This window comes from Rhodovulum steppense (genome assembly GCF_004339675.1).
GTDB classification, from domain to species: Bacteria; Pseudomonadota; Alphaproteobacteria; order Rhodobacterales; family Rhodobacteraceae; genus Rhodovulum; species Rhodovulum steppense.
On the sequence record NZ_SLVM01000002.1, the window covers coordinates 49,690 to 65,461 of the forward strand.

Genomic DNA, 15,772 nt, shown 5'->3' on the forward strand with positions numbered 1-15,772 from the left:
TCGGGATCAGGCGTCGGCCAGCGGCACGAAAAAGCGCAGCCGATTCTGCCCATTCTCGCGCGTATAGGACAGGTCGCGGGCCAACGCTCGGATCAGGAACCAGCCGAACCCGCCTTCGGGCGGTCCGTCCTCTGCATCCTCGCAGGTGGGCAGTGCGCCGCTGGGCAGAACTCCGTCCGGCATCGGATCGCCATAATCGCGGACATCGACCTTCAGGCGCCCGCCGCAGCGTTCCAGGCGCAATTCGATCGGGCCGTTGCCGCCGCGCCGATAGGCATGTTCCACGACATTGTTCAGAACTTCGGCTAGAACCGTTTCGGCCATGCCGAGCATGTCCGGGCCGGGGGCGGTCGGGGCAAACCTTGCCCGCATTTCTGCCAGAGCACTGCGTACGCCCATGGGGTTGGCGTCCACCACGATCGGCAGCGCCGCGTCGGCGTCGGCAGGACTTTGCCCCGCGTTCGAGGGGGTGAGCCCCCCGCCCCGCATCGGGTCAGGGTGCGTCATGCGATCGACCGCTTGTCCGCAAAGGCCGCCTCGGTGTCGGGATGGATGGTGAAGACCCGGTCCATGCGCGTCAGGCGGAACACCTTTTCGACATTGGGGGTCAGGTTGCACAGTTCCAGCGTGCGGCCCGGCCCGAGCAGCTTCATCACCGCGACGACCGCGCCAAGGCCGCTGCTGTCGAGGAAATCGACCGCGCCCAGATCCAGCACGACGCGCGCCGGGCCGTCCCCGGCCACCTCGCGCATGCGGTCCTTGAACCGGATCGCCACGGCCGAGTCGATCCGCGGTTCGGCGACGATCACATGCAGCGCTTCGTCGCGGGTTTCGGTGTGCAGTTCCATGCGGGCTCTCTCCTGTGATCCGGGGATGAGGCTAGACGCCAATCGTTACCATTCGGTAAGTGTTGGACATTGATGGCGGGAGGATGGCATGAACGAGGTTGTGATCTGCGGCGCGGCGCGCACGCCCATGGGCGGGTTCCAGGGGGTCTTCGCCGATGTCGATGCGCCCACGTTGGGCGCCGCCGCGATTCGCGCGGCGATGATGGGCGCAGGCGTCGAGACGGTGGACGAGTTGCTGATGGGCTGCGTCCTGCCCGCGGGCCAGGGCCAGGCGCCCGCGCGGCAGGCGGGGTTCAGGGCGGGGCTGGGCGAGGATGTGCCCGCGACCACGCTGAACAAGATGTGCGGCTCGGGGATGAAGACGGCGATGATCGCGCATGACCAGCTTGCGCTGGGCGCCGCCGCGGTGATCTGCGCCGGTGGCATGGAAAGCATGACCAACGCCCCCTATATGCTCCCCGCGATGCGGGGCGGCGCGCGGATCGGCCATGGTCAAGTCATCGACCACATGTTCCTCGACGGGCTGGAAGACGCCTATGACAAGGGCCGCCTGATGGGCACCTTTGCCGAGGATTGCGCCGGGCATTTCCAGTTCACCCGGCAGGATCAGGACGACTATGCGCTGGGTTCGCTGTCCAATGCGCTGGCGGCGCAGAAATCCGGGGCCTTCGAGGGCGAGATCGTGCCCGTGACCGTCACCTCGCGCAGGGGCGAGACGGTTGTGACCGAGGACGAACAGCCCGCCAATGCGCGGCCCGAGAAGATCCCGCAACTGAAACCCGCCTTCCGCAAGGACGGCACGGTGACGGCGGCGAATTCCTCGTCGATCTCGGACGGGGCGGCGGCGTTGATCCTGGCGACCCGGGCCGAGGCCGAGGCGCGCGGCCTGCCCATCCGCGCCCGCATCCTGGGCCATGCGAGCCATGCGCAGGCGCCGGGCTGGTTCACCACGGCGCCGGTTCCGGCCGCGCAGAAGCTGCTGGCGCGGATCGGCTGGACCAGGGACGATGTTGATCTGTGGGAGGTGAACGAGGCTTTCGCCGTGGTGCCCATGGCCTTCATGCACGAGATGGGGCTGCCGCGCGAGCGGGTGAACGTGAATGGCGGCGCCTGTGCGCTGGGCCACCCGATCGGGGCCTCGGGCACGCGGATCATCGTCACGCTGCTGAACGCGCTGGAAAAGCGCGGGTTGAAACGCGGCGTCGCGGCGATCTGCATCGGCGGCGGCGAGGGCACCGCCATCGCCATCGAGCGGCCCTGAGCCAAGCGGGCCGCCCTGAACCGGCAAGGCGGCCCGGTCCTAGTCCTGAAAACGCCAGCCCGACCGGCGCGGCACCCGGACGGCCAGCATCGGTTTCAGAAGCGGGCTGGCGAAGCGGTCCAGATCCAGCGCCTCGTGCACGCCCACCATTTCCTCGCCGAAGACCCGGGTGCGCACGGCCGAGCGGCAATAGAACGGCGCGTCCAGCATGTCGTGAACCTGTTGCGGCACATAGCCCGGATCGGCCCGCGTCTCGCGCCGGACCAGCCATTTCGACCGGGCAAACCGCGTGCGCGGCGGCGCGTCGATCACCTCGGCCGAGCCATCCGCCCCGAAATGCAGCCCCACCGCCAGTTCGGACCCGTCCCGCACGCTGGCATCGTAGAAGCAGTAGGCGCCGTTGTCGCGCGTCGGGAAGCGGCCCCAGGTCCAGTAGCTGAAATCGTCCTCCAGCGCATGGATGCCGAAATTCGCGTCGAAATAGCCATGCCCCGTCCATTGCCAGCCGGGCTGGTTCAGGTCCACCTCGATCTCCGACGACGGCGCGAAGGGCCGCCAGACATGGCTGCCATCCTGTTTCAGCGGCAGTTCGACGGAGGTGATCGCGGATGGCGTCACCGTGACCCGCCCCTTCAGCCGCTGCATCCGGGGCCAGGCAACCTCGTCGATGTCGATCAGCAACTGGCTGCCCGTCCAGGTCAGTTTCGACGGTCCCACCTCGAACCTGTTGCGCGACTGGCGCAGGGCGGCCTGTCCGCGGTCGGTCATCGTCCAGCGTCCGCCGCGGCCATAGGTGGCGACGTTGATGCAGCAATGGTTTTCCGGGTTCTTCCGCCCCGACCAGCGATACCAGGGCGAAAAGACCGAGCCGATGAACGAGATGATGGAGATCTGCTGTTCGCCGTCGCGGCTGATGCCGTCGACATACCACCAGGCATAGCCGTCGGGAGGCACCTCTAGGTCGAAGCAAGGTCCGTCAAGATCGCCTCGGCCGCGTGCCGGCCGGAGAGGGTTGCCATGGGGATGCCCGCCCCCGGATGCGCGCCCCCCCCCGCCAGATAGAGCCCCGCCACCTTCGTCCGGGCCGTGGGCTTCTTCAACGAGGCTGTCAGGCCGTGCGGGCTCCGCCCGTATAGGGAACCTTCCGAGGCGGGGAACAGCTTCGCGAACTGCCGCGGCGTCGTCAGCCAGTCCGTCCCCGGTGTCGGATCGAAGGTCAGCCCGAACCGGGCCAGCGTCTCGAAGGTGCGTGTCCGGCACGTCTGTTTCTCCTCGTCTGTCGGATCGGCCCCGTCCGCCTGGGGCGGGCCGTTCATAATGATCTCGAACCGTTCCAGCCCCTGCGGAGAGGCGCCGGTGCCCCGGTCCTGCGCGCAGATATAGAGCGTGCCGTCCTCGGGCATATGGCCCTTTGCGATCGGATCGAATTCGGTATGCGGATCGGTGCAGAAAAAGACGTTGTGATGGACAAGCTCCGGCCCTTTCGGGATGGCGGCATAGGACCAGACATAGGCCGACAGGCTGCGCGGATGGGTGGCCGCGCGCGGCAGCGTGTCGCGCAAACCCTCGCCCAGCAGCCCCGCGCCCAGCGCCGCCGGATCGCCGTTGAAGACCACGATATCGGCGGGCAGGCGGGCGCCATCCTCCAGATGCACGGCGGCCACGCGGCCCGCGCGCGTCTCGATCCGCGCGACCCCGGTGCCGAAGGTGAACGCGGCGCCCTGCGCGCGGGCCAGTTGTTCCAGCCCGTGGGCCAGCCGTTTCATGCCGCCCTCGACCCGCCAGACGCCCTGCGCCTCGGCATGCCAGATCAGCCCCAGGATCGCGGGCGACCGGAACGGCGAGCCGCCGACATAGGTGGCATAGCGCCCGAAGAGCTGCGCGAGGCGCGGGTCGGTGAACTGCGCGCCAAGCGTCTGCGCCAGCGTCCGGTGCGGCGCCATGTCGAGGATCAGCTTGGGATGGGTCAGCACATGCGCGGTCAGCGCGCCCTGCGATGGCCTGCCCGCCAGCATCATCGGCCCCTCGAACGCCTGATAGAGCCGCCTTGCCCGGGCGCAGAAGGCGCGGAACTCGCGCTCCGCCTGCACCCCGGCAAAGGCGCCCACAGCGTCCGCGCTGGCCGTTTCGTCGGCGAAGAGGTCCAGCGTTCCGCCATCGGGCCACCAGTGCCGCGCCAGCACCTCCTCGCGGTGCAGCGTCACATAGTCCGACAGCCGCGCACCGGTGCTGTTGAAAAGCTCTTCGAAGACCGGGCGAAGGGTCATCACCGTGGGCCCTGCATCGACCGGCCCGGCCTCGGTCGCCATGGTGCGCATCTTGCCGCCCGGCCCGGGCGCGCGGTCCACGACTTGCACCTTCAGCCCCGCATGGGCCAGCCGGATCGCGGCGGACATCCCGCCCATTCCAGCGCCGATCACCACGACTTTCACAGCCGGTGCGCCCATCTTGATCCACCTCAAGGAATGTTGACTCGAAACCTTAGACTGTCCACCCTGATTTACAATCGTGAACGTCTTGCCAGCCTGACACATGGGGAATGTGCGGCGGGCCGGACCAGAACGGGGAGCCAACATGGACCTTTCGGGCCGCATCGAATCCGCCGTCAGCCGTGCGATCGCAGAGGGACAGGCCGGGGCCGCCCCGCCGAAACTGGCCTCGGCGCTTGACTATGCGCTGTCGCCGGGGGGGGCGCGCATCCGTCCCAGGATCTGCCTGAATGTCGCGCTGGCCTGCGGCGACGACAAGCCGGAACTGACCGATGCCGCCGCGGTCGCGATCGAGCTGATCCATTCCGCCAGCCTTGTGCATGACGACATGCCCTGTTTCGACAATGCCGATATCCGCCGCGGCAAGCCCGCCTTGCACAAGGCCTATGGCGAGCCGCTGGCGCTGTTGACCGGCGACAGCCTGATCGTCGCGGGGTTCGAGGTGCTGGCGCGTGCGGCGCATCACGACTGCCAGCGCGCGGTGGAACTGATCCGCATCCTTGGCGTCCGTACCGGCATGCCCTATGGCATCTGCGCGGGGCAGGGCTGGGAAAGCGAGGACAAGATCGACCTGTCGGCCTATCACCGCGCCAAGACCGGCGCGCTGTTCATCGCGGCCACCTCGATGGGCGCGGTTGCGGCCGGGCAGGAGGCTGGGCCGTGGGAAGAACTGGGCGACCGCATCGGCGAGGCGTTCCAGGTCGCCGACGACCTGAAGGACGCGCTGCTCGATGCCGAGACGATGGGCAAGCCCGCCGGACAGGACGTGGCCAACAACCGGCCCAGCGCCGTCGCCGAACTGGGCGTCGAGGGGGCAGTCCAGCGCTTCAAGGACATCCTGTCGGGCGCCATCGCCTCGATCCCGTCCTGCCCGGGCGAGGCGCAGCTGGCCCAGATGGTCCGCGTCATGGCCGAACGGCTGATCCCCGAGCCCGCGCGCCAGGCCGCCGAATGACCGAGACCTCTCGCGGGTTCGGCTGGCGCCGCTGGCGCAACCGCAAGATCGCCTCGCGCGGCTTCCAGTCCTGGGCCAGCCGCTTTCCCCTGACCCGCGGCCATGCGCGGCGCGAGGGCGAGCGGCTGTTCGACCTGGTTTCGGGCTTCGTCTACAGCCAGGTGCTTTATGCCGTGGTCGAACTGGACCTGCTGGAGGCCACGTTCGACGCGCCGCAAACCGTTGCCGCGCTGGCCGCCCGCAGCCGCATCCCCGAGGACCGGATGGAGGCGCTGTGTCAGGCCGCAACCGCGCTGGGCCTGTTCGACAGGGTGGGGGGCGGCTATCAGCTTTCCGCGCTGGGCGCGGCGCTGGTCGGGGCGCCCGGCGTGATCGGCATGATCCGCCACCACGATGTCTTCTATCGTGACCTCGAGGATCCGGTCGCGCTGCTGCGTGGTGCGCGCGAGACCGAGCTTGCCCGCTTCTGGCCCTATGTCTTCGGCGCGGGTGCGGCCGAAAACCCGGAGGTGGCGCAACGCTACTCGCAACTGATGGCCGACAGCCAGGCGCTGGTGGCCGAGGAGACGCTGCGCACGATCCCGTTCGAGGGCATCACGCATCTTCTGGACGTGGGCGGCGGCACCGGCGCGTTTCTGGCGGCCATCGGTGCGGCCAATCCGGGCCTGAAGATGACGCTGTTCGATCTGCCCGCAGTGGTGCCCGCCGCCGAGGCGCGGTTTCGCGCGGCGGGCATGGCGGATCGCGTCACCGTCACTGGGGGCAGCTTCCGCGACGATCCGCTGCCCGCGGGGGCCGATGCGATTTCGCTGATCCGGGTCTGTTACGACCATTCCGACGACACGGTGCGCGCCCTGATGGCCAAGGTCTTTGCGGCCCTGCCGCCGGGCGGGCGGTTCATCGTCTCCGAGCCGATGGCGGGTGGCGCGCGTCCTGACCGGCCGGGGGACGTTTATTTTGCATTCTATTGCATGGCCATGCAGACCGGCAAGGCGCGGTCCCAGGCGCGGCTGGCCAAGATGATGAAAGAGGCGGGATTTCAAGACATTGAGACCCCCCGCACCCGCCGTCCCTTTGTCACGTCGGTCGTGACCGGGTGTAAACCCGGGGCGACATGATGCCCTGTCGGGGCTGTCTAAAAAAGTTGACACTTGGGGCTGTCTAAATAAACTGACAAGAACCGATCACCGCGATGTGAGTCCCGAGTCTCTCGGGGGATAAAACGGAAGGGAGTTGCCCATGGAAACCACAGCCGTCATCCTTCGGGGTCCCAAGGAGCTTGGGCTCGGCAGGCTGGCGCTGGCGGAGCCGGGGCCGCGCGACCTGGTCGTGCAGATCTCGCATTCCGGAATCTCCACCGGCACCGAAAAGCTGTTCTATACCGGCGAGATGCCGCCCTTCCCCGGCATGGGCTATCCGCTGGTGCCCGGCTACGAGGCCGCGGGCGAGGTGGTCGAGGCTGGGTCCGACACGAATTTCAAGGTGGGCGAGCGGGTCTTCGTGCCCGGTGCCAACTGCTATGACGGCGCGTTCGGCCTGTTCGGCGGCTCGGCCCGGCGGCTGGTGACTGATGCCAGCCGCGTCACCCGCATCGACCCGGGCCTTGGTGCCGAGGGGGCGTTGCTGGCGCTGGCCGCGACGGCGCGGCACGCGCTGGCGGGTGTCGACAAGAAGATGCCGGAACTCATCGTGGGCCACGGCGTTCTGGGCCGCCTTCTGGCGCGGCTGACCATCGCCGCCGGTGCCCCCGCCCCGACCGTGTGGGAGATCAACCCCGCCCGGGCCGGTGGCGCCGAAGGCTACGAAGTGCTGCATCCCGACGAGGACCCGCGCCGCGACTACCGCACGATCTACGACGCCTCGGGCGTCGGCAGCCTGCTTGACAGCCTCATCACCCGCATCGCCAAGGGCGGCGAGGTGGTGCTGGCCGGGTTCTATACCCAACCTCTGTCCTTCGCCTTCCCGCCCGCCTTCATGAAGGAGGCCCGCCTGCGCATCGCTGCCGAGTGGGACCGCGAAGACCTGCTTGCAACGCGCCAGCTTGTGGAAGCTGGCGCGCTGTCGCTGGGGGGGCTGATTACCCACAGCGTTCCCGCGGAAAAGGCCGCAGAAGCCTATGAAACCGCATTCAACGATCCTGCCTGTCTGAAAATGATCCTGAACTGGGGAGCCGAACATGACGCTTGATGTCCCGAATATCAAAGACATCGACCAGCGGTTGAGGGACGAGGCGAACGAGCCTCTGGACGACATCCCCCTGACCGAGCCGACCAAGAAGACCCAGATCATCGCGATCTACGGCAAGGGCGGCATCGGCAAGTCGTTCACGCTGGCCAACCTGTCCAACATGATGGCCGAACAGGGCAAGCGCGTGCTGCTGATCGGCTGCGACCCGAAATCGGACACCACGTCGCTGCTGTTCGGCGGCAAGGCGTGCCCAACGATCATCGAGACATCGACCAAGAAGAAGCTCGCTGGCGAGGAAGTGCAGATCGGCGATGTCTGCTTCAAGCGCAACGGCGTCTTCGCGATGGAACTGGGCGGGCCTGAGGTGGGGCGCGGCTGCGGCGGCCGGGGCATCATCCACGGCTTCGAGCTGTTGGAAAAGCTGGGCTTCCACGACTGGGATTTCGACTACGTGCTGCTCGACTTCCTGGGCGACGTGGTCTGCGGCGGCTTCGGCCTGCCGATCGCCCGCGACATGGCGCAGAAGGTGATCCTGGTCGGTTCGAACGACCTGCAATCGCTGTATGTGGCCAACAATGTCTGCTCGGCGGTGGAATATTTCCGAAAGCTTGGCGGCAATGTCGGCGTCGCGGGGCTGGTCATCAACAAGGATGACGGCACCGGCGAGGCGCAGGCCTTTGCCAAGGCGGTGAACATCCCCGTGCTGGCCGCGATCCCGCAGGACGAGGAACTGCGCCGGAAATCGGCCAATTACCAGATCGTCGGCACCAATGCCGGACCTTGGGGTGCGCTGTTCGGCGCGCTGGCCGAAGCCGTGGCCGAGGCCCCGCCGATCCGGCCCGCGCCGCTGGATCAGGACGGCCTGCTGGGCCTGTTCAGCCCCGAGGAAACCGGCGCCGGGTTCGAACTGATGCCCGCGACCGATGCGGACATGCGCGGCAAGAACGCCAAGCCCAAGAAATCCCTCGAAGTGGTCTACGACGATGTTTGACCTCGACGAACTCTCCCGCTGGGACGCGGCGCTCAAGGCGCTCTCCCATCACGAGAAACCGGAACCTGACGCGCATCGCAAGGCGGCCGACCGCGAACCGGCCCCCATGCGCGAGATGGAGGACGCATGACCGAAGAGGTCACATATGACACCGCCCACAGGGCGCAGGTGATCGAGGGCACGCCAAGGGGGCAGGGAAACGCCCCCATGACGGCCGATCCGGCGCTGGGCGACGGCATGGGCTGCCATGCCGGAGCGGCCGAGATGGAAACGGCGGCCCGCAGCGCTGGCAAGTCCGAGATTCTCGACCAGTATGCCAAGGATTATCCGCAAGGCCCGCATGACAAGCCGCAAAGCATGTGCCCGGCCTTCGGCTCGCTCCGCGTGGGCCTTCGGATGCGCCGCGTGGCGACGGTGCTGTCGGGTTCGGCCTGCTGTGTCTATGGCCTGACCTTCGTCAGCCATTTCTACGGCGCGCGGCGGTCGGTGGGCTATGTTCCGTTCAGTTCCGAAACGCTGGTCACCGGCAAGCTGTTCGAGGATATCCGCGAGGCGGTGCACGAACTGGCCGATCCCGACCGCTATGACGCCATCGTGGTGACGAACCTGTGCGTTCCCACCGCCTCGGGCGTGCCGCTGCGGCTGCTGCCGGACGAGATCAACGGTGTGCGGATCGTCGGTATCGACGTGCCGGGTTTCGGCGTGCCGACCCATGCCGAGGCCAAGGACGTGCTGGCGGGCGCGATGCTGAACTATGCCCGCAAGGAGATCATGGCAGGCCCCGTCGCCGCGCCCGAGGGTGGGCTGTCCGACCGGCCGACCGTGACGCTTCTGGGCGAGATGTTCCCGGCCGATCCCATCGTGATCGGCAAGCTGCTCGACCCGCTCGGGCTGGCCTGCGGACCCGTGGTGCCCTGCCGCGAGTGGCGCGAGCTTTACGCCGCGCTGGACTGCGGCGCCGTGGCGGCGATCCATCCGTTCTACACTGCCGCCATGCGTGAATTCGACGCGGCCGGTCGGCCCATCGTCGGCTCGGCCCCGGTGGGACATGATGGCACAGCCGCCTGGCTTGCCAATATCGGCGATGCCTTCGGTCTGCCTGCCGACAAGGTCGCGGCGGCGCAGAACATGTTCCTGCCCGCCATCAAGGGCGCGCTGGCCGGGGCGCCGATCAACGGCACGATCACGCTGTCGGGCTATGAGGGATCGGAACTGCTGGTGGCCCGTCTGCTGATCGAGTCCGGTGCAAATATTCCTTATGTCGGAACGGCTTGCGCGAAGACGAAGCAATCCGAGGCCGATCGCGACTGGCTGGAATCCAAGGGCGTCAAGGTCAAGTTCCGCGCCTCGCTCGAGGATGATTGCGCCGCGATGGAGGCGATCCGGCCCGATCTTGCCATCGGCACCACGCCGGTCGTGCAGAAGGCCAAGGAACTGGCCATCCCGGGCCTCTACTTCACCAACCTGATTTCGGCCCGTCCGCTGATGGGACCGGCCGGGGCGGGGTCGCTCGCGCAGGTGGTGAACTCGGCGATTGCGAACAAGGGCCGCATGGCGTCGATGCGCGAATTCTTCGAAGGTGTCGGGGAGGGCGATACCGCGGGCGTGTGGGAGGGGGAGCCGAATCTCCACCCCGAGTTCCGGGAGGCCCACCAGAAGAAACTCGACAAGAAGCGTCGCGCCGAAAAGGCGGAGGAAATGATCTGATGCTGGTTCAGGATCACGACAGGGCCGGAGGGTACTGGGGGGCGGTTTATGCCTTCTGTGCCGTCAAGGGCCTGCAGGTGGTCATCGACGGCCCCGTGGGCTGCGAGAACCTGCCGGTCACCTCTGTGCTGCACTACACCGACGCGCTGCCCCCGCACGAGTTGCCCATCGTCGTCACCGGCCTGGGCGAGGAAGAACTGGGCCGCGATGGCACAGAGGGCGCGATGAAGCGCGCCTGGAAGACGCTGGACCCGGCGCTGCCCGCGGTCGTCGTCACCGGCTCGATCGCCGAGATGATCGGCGGCGGCGTGACGCCCATGGGCACCAACATCCAGCGATTCCTGCCGCGCACCATCGACGAGGATCAATGGGAAGCCGCCGACCGGGCGATGAGCTGGATCTTCACCGAATTCGGCATGACCAAGGGCCGGATGCCCCCCGAGAAGAAGCGCGAAGAAGGCGCGAAGCCGCGGGTCAACATCCTTGGGCCGATGTATGGCGTGTTCAACATGCCCTCCGACCTGGCCGAGATCCGGCGCCTGGTCGAAGGCATCGGCGCCGAGGTCAACATGGTGATGCCGCTGGGCGCCCATCTGGCCGAGATGCGCAACCTGGTGAATGCCGACGTGAACATCGTGATGTATCGCGAGTTCGGGCGCGGCCTGGCCGAGGTTCTGGGCAAGCCTTATCTTCAGGCGCCCATCGGCGTCGACTCGACGACGAAATTCCTGCGCAAGCTGGGCGAGATGCTGGGCCTGGACCCCGAGCCGTTCATCCAGCGCGAGAAGCATTCGACGATCAAGCCGGTCTGGGATCTGTGGCGATCGGTGACGCAGGACTTCTTTGCCACGGCCAGCTTTGCCATCGTCGCGAACGAGACCTATGCCCGCGGCGTGCGCCACTTCATGGAAAGCGATCTGGGCTTTCCCTGCGCCTTTGCGGTGGCCCGCCAGCGCGGCGCCAAGACCGACAACGAACAGGTCCGTGCGCTGATGGCGCAGAAGCGGCCGCTGGTCGTGATGGGCTCGATCAACGAGAAGATCTATCTGGCCGAGCTGTCGGCCGGGCATGGGCCGAAGCCGGCCTTCATCCCGGCGGGCTTCCCGGGTGCGGCGATCCGGCGCGCGACGGGGACGCCCTTCATGGGTTATGCCGGTGCGACCTATCTGCTTCAGGAAGTGTGCAACGCTCTGTTCGACGCACTCTTCCACATTCTGCCGCTGGGCGCCGAGATGGACTCGGCCGCAGCGACACCTACCCGGCTTCGCCGCGACTTTCCCTGGGACGAGGACGCTCAGGCGCTTCTCGACAGGATCGTGGCGGAACACCCGGTTCTCACTCGCATCTCCGCAGCGAAATCCCTGCGTGACGCGGCCGAGAAGGCTGCGCTCGAACAGGGTGCCGAGCGGGTGGTGCGGGAAACGGTCGAGGCGCTTGCGCCTGCCGGTTTCGAACGACTTGAAAAGGGAGACAGCAGATGACCGACCAGACTTCCGACGTCCATGTCGCACGCGCGCACAGGCCGCCGAAAGCGGAATTCGCCGTCTACTTCACGATCATCTTCCTTGCAGCCCTGCCGCTGGCCTTCATCGCCACGCTGCTGTCGGTGCTGCGCAACGGTGATCTGAACACAAAGGGCCCGATCGCCCGCGCCTGGAGCCAGGCGCGGATCATCACGCCCATGATCTTTTCCGCCTGAGCGATCAGGCGCAAACCCGAATTCGTCCATCCCCCCCGGGTGGGCGAGTAGCTGGCAGGGCATGACGCTCTGCTGGAACCCGGCCGCCGGGACGCGCGGCATCAGTCTGACGATCCGGAGGAAAGTTTATGGCTGAATCTGACCTGTCGTTCTCGGGTCTGACCGATGAGCAGGCGCAGGAAGTGCATGCTGTCTACATGAGCGGGCTTTGGCTGTTCTCGGCTGTTGCCGTTTTCGCTCACCTGGCAGTGTACATCTGGCGTCCGTGGCTCTGAGAGAGGGACCTGAAAAATGGCCAAGTTCTATAAAGTCTGGATGATTTTCGACCCCCGTCGCGTGCTTGTCGCGCAGGGCGTCTTCCTCTTCCTGGTTGCGGTGATGATTCACCTCTTCGTTCTCAGCAACCCCTACTTCAACTGGCTGAACGTCGCCGCCGAGAAGGCCGCTGGCGCGTAAGCCGCCCGGCCTTCCGGTGGACAGCACTGGAAGTGACATCAGCGCCGCGGGCGGGAGCCCCGATCTCCCGCCCGCGGCGACCTCGAAGAACAAGGACGGCTGAGGCCCCTTACGGACACGGCCGCCATTTGCGGAGACAGACGATGGCACTGCTCAGTTTTGAGAGAAAGTATCGCGTCCGTGGAGGGACGCTCATCGGTGGCGATCTGTTCGACTTTTGGGTGGGGCCTTTCTACGTAGGCTTCTTCGGAGTGACGACCGCCTTTTTCGCCACCCTCGGGACCGCGCTGATCTTCTACAGTGCGTCCCTGCAAGGAACCTTCAACCCGTTCACGATCCACGTTGCGCCGCCTGACCTTTCGCATGGCCTGGGCATCGCGCCGCTGGCCGAGGGCGGGCTTTGGCAATTCATCACCGTATGCGCCATCGGCGCATTCGTCAGCTGGGCGCTCAGGGAAGTCGAAATCTGCCGCAAACTCGGAATGGGCTACCACGTTCCGATCGCGTTCAGCGTTGCGATCCTGGCCTATGTTACCCTCGTTGTGTTCCGCCCGCTGCTTCTGGGCGCTTGGGGCCATGGCTTCCCCTACGGTATCTTCAGCCACCTCGACTGGGTGTCGAATACCGGCTACGCCTACCTGCACTTCCACTACAACCCGTTCCACATGCTCGGTGTGTCGCTGTTCTTCGCCACCTGTCTGGCGCTGGCTTTGCATGGCGGTCTGATCCTGTCGGCCTGCAACCCGGAAAAGGGCGAGGAAGCCAAGACCCCCGACCACGAAGACACCTTCTTCCGTGACCTCATCGGTTACTCGGTCGGGACGCTGGGGATTCACCGGCTTGGCTGGCTGCTGGCCATGAACGCGGTCTTCTTCTCGGCCGTCTGCATCATCATCTCCGGTCCGCTCTGGACCGAGGGCTGGCCCGAGTGGTGGACCTGGTGGAGCAACATGCCGATCTGGCCCGATATCGAGGCCGCCGGCGCAGGCCAAGGAGTTATGTAACCATGGCTGAGTATCAGAACATCTTTACCCAGGTCCAGGTTGCCGGCTCCGGTGACTGGGGCATGGACAACGAGAACAACATGATGGAGGAGCGGGTCGGCGGCGTCGGCAACTTCCCGATCCTCGGCTGGTTCGGCAACGCACAGCTCGGCCCGATCTATCTGGGCTATGCGGGTGTGATCTCGATCTTCGCAGGCTTCACCGCCTTCTTCATCATCGGGTTCAACATGCTGGCGCAGGTCGATTACTCGATCGTCCAGTTCCTGCGCCAGGGCTTCTGGCTGGCGCTGGAACCGCCCAGTCCGGAATATGGCCTGCGCATTCCGCCGCTCAGCGATGGCGGCTGGTACATGATCGCCAGCTTCTTCCTGCTGATCTCGGTCTGGGCCTGGTGGTGGCGCACCTATGCGCTGGCTGCCGAGCACAAGATGGGCAAGCATATTGCTTGGGCTTTCCTGGCCGCGATCTGGCTGTTCATGGTGCTGGGCTTCTTCCGCCCGATCCTGATGGGCAGCTGGTCGGAAATGGTGCCCTATGGCATCTTCCCGCACCTTGACTGGACCACGGCCTTCTCGATCCGCTACGGCAACCTCTACTACAACCCCTTCCACGCGCTTTCGATCGCGTTCCTCTATGGCTCTGCCCTGCTCTTCGCGATGCATGGCGGAACCATTCTCGCCGTGACCCGCTTCGGCGGCGATCGCGAGTTGGAGCAGATCTATGACCGCGGCACCGCCTCCGAGCGTGCGGCGCTGTTCTGGCGCTGGACCATGGGCTTCAACGCCACGATGGAAGGTATCCACCGCTGGGCCTGGTGGTTTGCGGTTCTCACCCCGATCACGGGCGGGATCGGCATCCTGCTGACCGGCACGGTTGTCGACAACTGGTTCATCTGGGCTCAGGAGCACAACTTCGCTCCGGAATACATGGAGCCCTATGGCTACGAAGCCTATACCGGGCGGACAGGAGGCTGACATGTTGAAACTCCCGAAATGGTTCTTCAAGTGGAGTGAAGACAACCCCACCGATCTGATCGGGCCCGGTATCCTTGCAGGGGTCGTGGGCGGGGCGGCGGCGATCACTGCGATCATCGTGGCCTTCGACAACCCCTACAAGACAGTCGACTACCAGACCGGCCCGCGCGGCATCGGCATGGACGTGTCCAAGTTCGTGAAGGACAACCCGCAATACGATCCCTACGAGGAAACGTATGAGGCGTTCGCACGGCCCGAGGCTCAGGAAGGTGAGCCGACGGCAGCCGAGGCGTATGGCGAAACCGTCATCGCCTTTGGCGACCTGCCGCAAAGCAGCTTTGACCGGCTGCAGGAGGCGATGAGCGCTTGGGTGGGCGCGCCTGTGGTTCTGTATGACAATGGCGAGGTCGACGAGACCACGCTGGCGATCACGCAAAGCTGCGTCGAGGCCACCCAGTATCTCAACACCGACTGGGATACCCACAACCTGGCGTCCGACGGCAAGGGGGTGAACTGCTACACCTGCCACCGCGGCCAGCCGACGCCTCCGGGATCGTGGCTCAAGGCCGGCGTGGTCAACTCGGCCGCGTCGGGCTGGGCGGGGATCCAGAACCGGCTGCTGACCTATGAGCGTGCCGGAACGACCGCCTTCGTTCACAAATACACCCAGAGCGAGTTCACCTCGCTTCCGGTGGATGCGGTCGAGAAGTTCCTGCTGGACGGCGAGAACATCAAGGTCCACGACCTTGAAAGCCGCGTCGCCCAGCAGCCGGGCGATCCGACCTGGCAGGACGCCGAGCGCACCTTCACGCTGATGAACCATCAGTCGAACGCGCTCGACGTGAACTGCGTCTTCTGTCACAACACGCGCGCCTTCTACGACGCGACCCAGGTCACCCCGGCCTGGTCGATCACGACGCTGGCGCAACAGATGACGATCGACATCAACCAGAACATCTACGAGCCCCGCTCGGAGATTCTGGGTCGCGAATCCGCCAAGGTGAACTGCATGACCTGCCATATGGAGGTGATCAGCCCGCTGAACGGCCGCGACATGGTTGCCGAGTGGCCGGAACTGGCCAGCCCGGTGCAGTGACGTGAATTCCGGCCGGGCGGCGCGCATCGCATGCCGCCCGGCCGAACGCGATCGGGTCCCTTGCGGGGCCCGGTATTCGGGGCCTCCACACCCCGGTTCCCTTCC

18 protein-coding genes are annotated in these 15,772 nt (G+C 66.2%); 14 read left to right on the forward strand and 4 right to left on the reverse strand.

Translation table 11 applies throughout. The features are described 5' to 3' along the window. Nucleotides 1-6: 6 nt before the first annotated feature. Both EV216_RS01420 and EV216_RS01425 read right to left on the reverse strand, forming a co-directional pair. Nucleotides 7-507 (reverse strand): ATP-binding protein, encoded by a 501-nt coding sequence (locus tag EV216_RS01420; RefSeq protein ID WP_243641931.1) that lies wholly within the window; start codon nucleotides 505-507, stop codon nucleotides 7-9. Beyond that, nucleotides 504-848: an STAS domain-containing protein gene (locus EV216_RS01425; RefSeq protein WP_132693273.1), complete on the reverse strand. Its 345-nt coding sequence runs from the start codon at nucleotides 846-848 to the stop codon at nucleotides 504-506. Before EV216_RS01425 ends, EV216_RS01420 begins: the two co-directional genes overlap by 4 nt. A gap of 88 nt (nucleotides 849-936) precedes the next feature. Here EV216_RS01425 and EV216_RS01430 point away from each other — a divergent pair, with 88 nt between their 5' ends. Next, nucleotides 937-2,109: a thiolase family protein gene (locus EV216_RS01430; RefSeq protein ID WP_132693274.1), complete on the forward strand. Its 1,173-nt coding sequence runs from the start codon at nucleotides 937-939 to the stop codon at nucleotides 2,107-2,109. Nucleotides 2,110-2,148: 39 nt separating this feature from the next. Here the strand turns inward: EV216_RS01430 and crtC are convergent, their stop codons facing one another. Beyond that, nucleotides 2,149-3,024, reverse strand: a complete 876-nt coding sequence (crtC, locus tag EV216_RS01435; protein WP_279388179.1) for a carotenoid 1,2-hydratase — start codon at nucleotides 3,022-3,024, stop codon at nucleotides 2,149-2,151. Between the two features lie 41 nt (nucleotides 3,025-3,065). Then, on the reverse strand, nucleotides 3,066-4,556 hold the full coding sequence (gene crtD / locus EV216_RS01440; RefSeq protein ID WP_132693275.1) for a 1-hydroxycarotenoid 3,4-desaturase CrtD: 1,491 nt from the start codon (nucleotides 4,554-4,556) through the stop codon (nucleotides 3,066-3,068). 127 nt (nucleotides 4,557-4,683) lie between these two features. On the opposite strand from crtD, the gene EV216_RS01445 reads away from it, so the two are divergent. From EV216_RS01445 to pufC, 13 genes are all read left to right on the forward strand, one after another. Next, a complete protein-coding gene (locus EV216_RS01445) occupies nucleotides 4,684-5,553 on the forward strand; it encodes a polyprenyl synthetase family protein (RefSeq protein ID WP_132693276.1) in 870 nt (289 codons plus the stop codon). Next, nucleotides 5,550-6,671, forward strand: coding sequence for a methyltransferase (locus EV216_RS01450; protein ID WP_132693277.1), 1,122 nt, complete (start codon nucleotides 5,550-5,552; stop codon nucleotides 6,669-6,671). Before EV216_RS01445 ends, EV216_RS01450 begins: the two co-directional genes overlap by 4 nt. 121 nt (nucleotides 6,672-6,792) lie before the next feature. Further along, nucleotides 6,793-7,740, forward strand: a complete 948-nt coding sequence (gene bchC, locus EV216_RS01455; RefSeq protein ID WP_132693278.1) for a chlorophyll synthesis pathway protein BchC — start codon at nucleotides 6,793-6,795, stop codon at nucleotides 7,738-7,740. Then, on the forward strand, nucleotides 7,730-8,731 hold the full coding sequence (locus EV216_RS01460; protein WP_132693279.1) for a chlorophyllide a reductase iron protein subunit X: 1,002 nt from the start codon (nucleotides 7,730-7,732) through the stop codon (nucleotides 8,729-8,731). The genes bchC and EV216_RS01460 overlap by 11 nt, the downstream gene beginning before the upstream one ends. Beyond that, nucleotides 8,724-8,861: a hypothetical protein gene (locus EV216_RS18120; RefSeq protein ID WP_165899110.1), complete on the forward strand. Its 138-nt coding sequence runs from the start codon at nucleotides 8,724-8,726 to the stop codon at nucleotides 8,859-8,861. Before EV216_RS01460 ends, EV216_RS18120 begins: the two co-directional genes overlap by 8 nt. Beyond that, nucleotides 8,858-10,438, forward strand: coding sequence for a chlorophyllide a reductase subunit Y (gene bchY / locus EV216_RS01465; RefSeq protein ID WP_132693280.1), 1,581 nt, complete (start codon nucleotides 8,858-8,860; stop codon nucleotides 10,436-10,438). The genes EV216_RS18120 and bchY overlap by 4 nt, the downstream gene beginning before the upstream one ends. After that, nucleotides 10,438-11,919 carry a chlorophyllide a reductase subunit Z gene (bchZ, locus tag EV216_RS01470; protein WP_132693281.1) on the forward strand — a complete coding sequence of 494 codons (1,482 nt, stop codon included), beginning with the start codon at nucleotides 10,438-10,440 and terminating at the stop codon, nucleotides 11,917-11,919. Before bchY ends, bchZ begins: the two co-directional genes overlap by 1 nt. Beyond that, entirely contained in the window at nucleotides 11,916-12,137 is a 222-nt protein-coding gene (pufQ, locus tag EV216_RS01475; RefSeq protein WP_132693282.1) for a cytochrome PufQ, read from the forward strand. The genes bchZ and pufQ overlap by 4 nt, the downstream gene beginning before the upstream one ends. Nucleotides 12,138-12,265: 128 nt before the next feature. Then, entirely contained in the window at nucleotides 12,266-12,412 is a 147-nt protein-coding gene (pufB, locus tag EV216_RS01480; protein ID WP_132693283.1) for a light-harvesting antenna LH1, beta subunit, read from the forward strand. Between the two features lie 16 nt (nucleotides 12,413-12,428). Next, nucleotides 12,429-12,593 carry a light-harvesting antenna LH1, alpha subunit gene (pufA, locus tag EV216_RS01485; protein WP_132693284.1) on the forward strand — a complete coding sequence of 55 codons (165 nt, stop codon included), beginning with the start codon at nucleotides 12,429-12,431 and terminating at the stop codon, nucleotides 12,591-12,593. A gap of 143 nt (nucleotides 12,594-12,736) precedes the next feature. Then, nucleotides 12,737-13,597, forward strand: coding sequence for a photosynthetic reaction center subunit L (gene pufL, locus EV216_RS01490; RefSeq protein WP_132693285.1), 861 nt, complete (start codon nucleotides 12,737-12,739; stop codon nucleotides 13,595-13,597). A 2-nt stretch (nucleotides 13,598-13,599) separates the two neighbouring features. After that, nucleotides 13,600-14,571, forward strand: coding sequence for a photosynthetic reaction center subunit M (gene pufM, locus EV216_RS01495; protein WP_132693286.1), 972 nt, complete (start codon nucleotides 13,600-13,602; stop codon nucleotides 14,569-14,571). Nucleotide 14,572: 1 nt separating this feature from the next. After that, nucleotides 14,573-15,667: a photosynthetic reaction center cytochrome PufC gene (gene pufC, locus EV216_RS01500; protein WP_165899111.1), complete on the forward strand. Its 1,095-nt coding sequence runs from the start codon at nucleotides 14,573-14,575 to the stop codon at nucleotides 15,665-15,667. The last annotated feature ends 105 nt before the right edge of the window (nucleotides 15,668-15,772 follow it).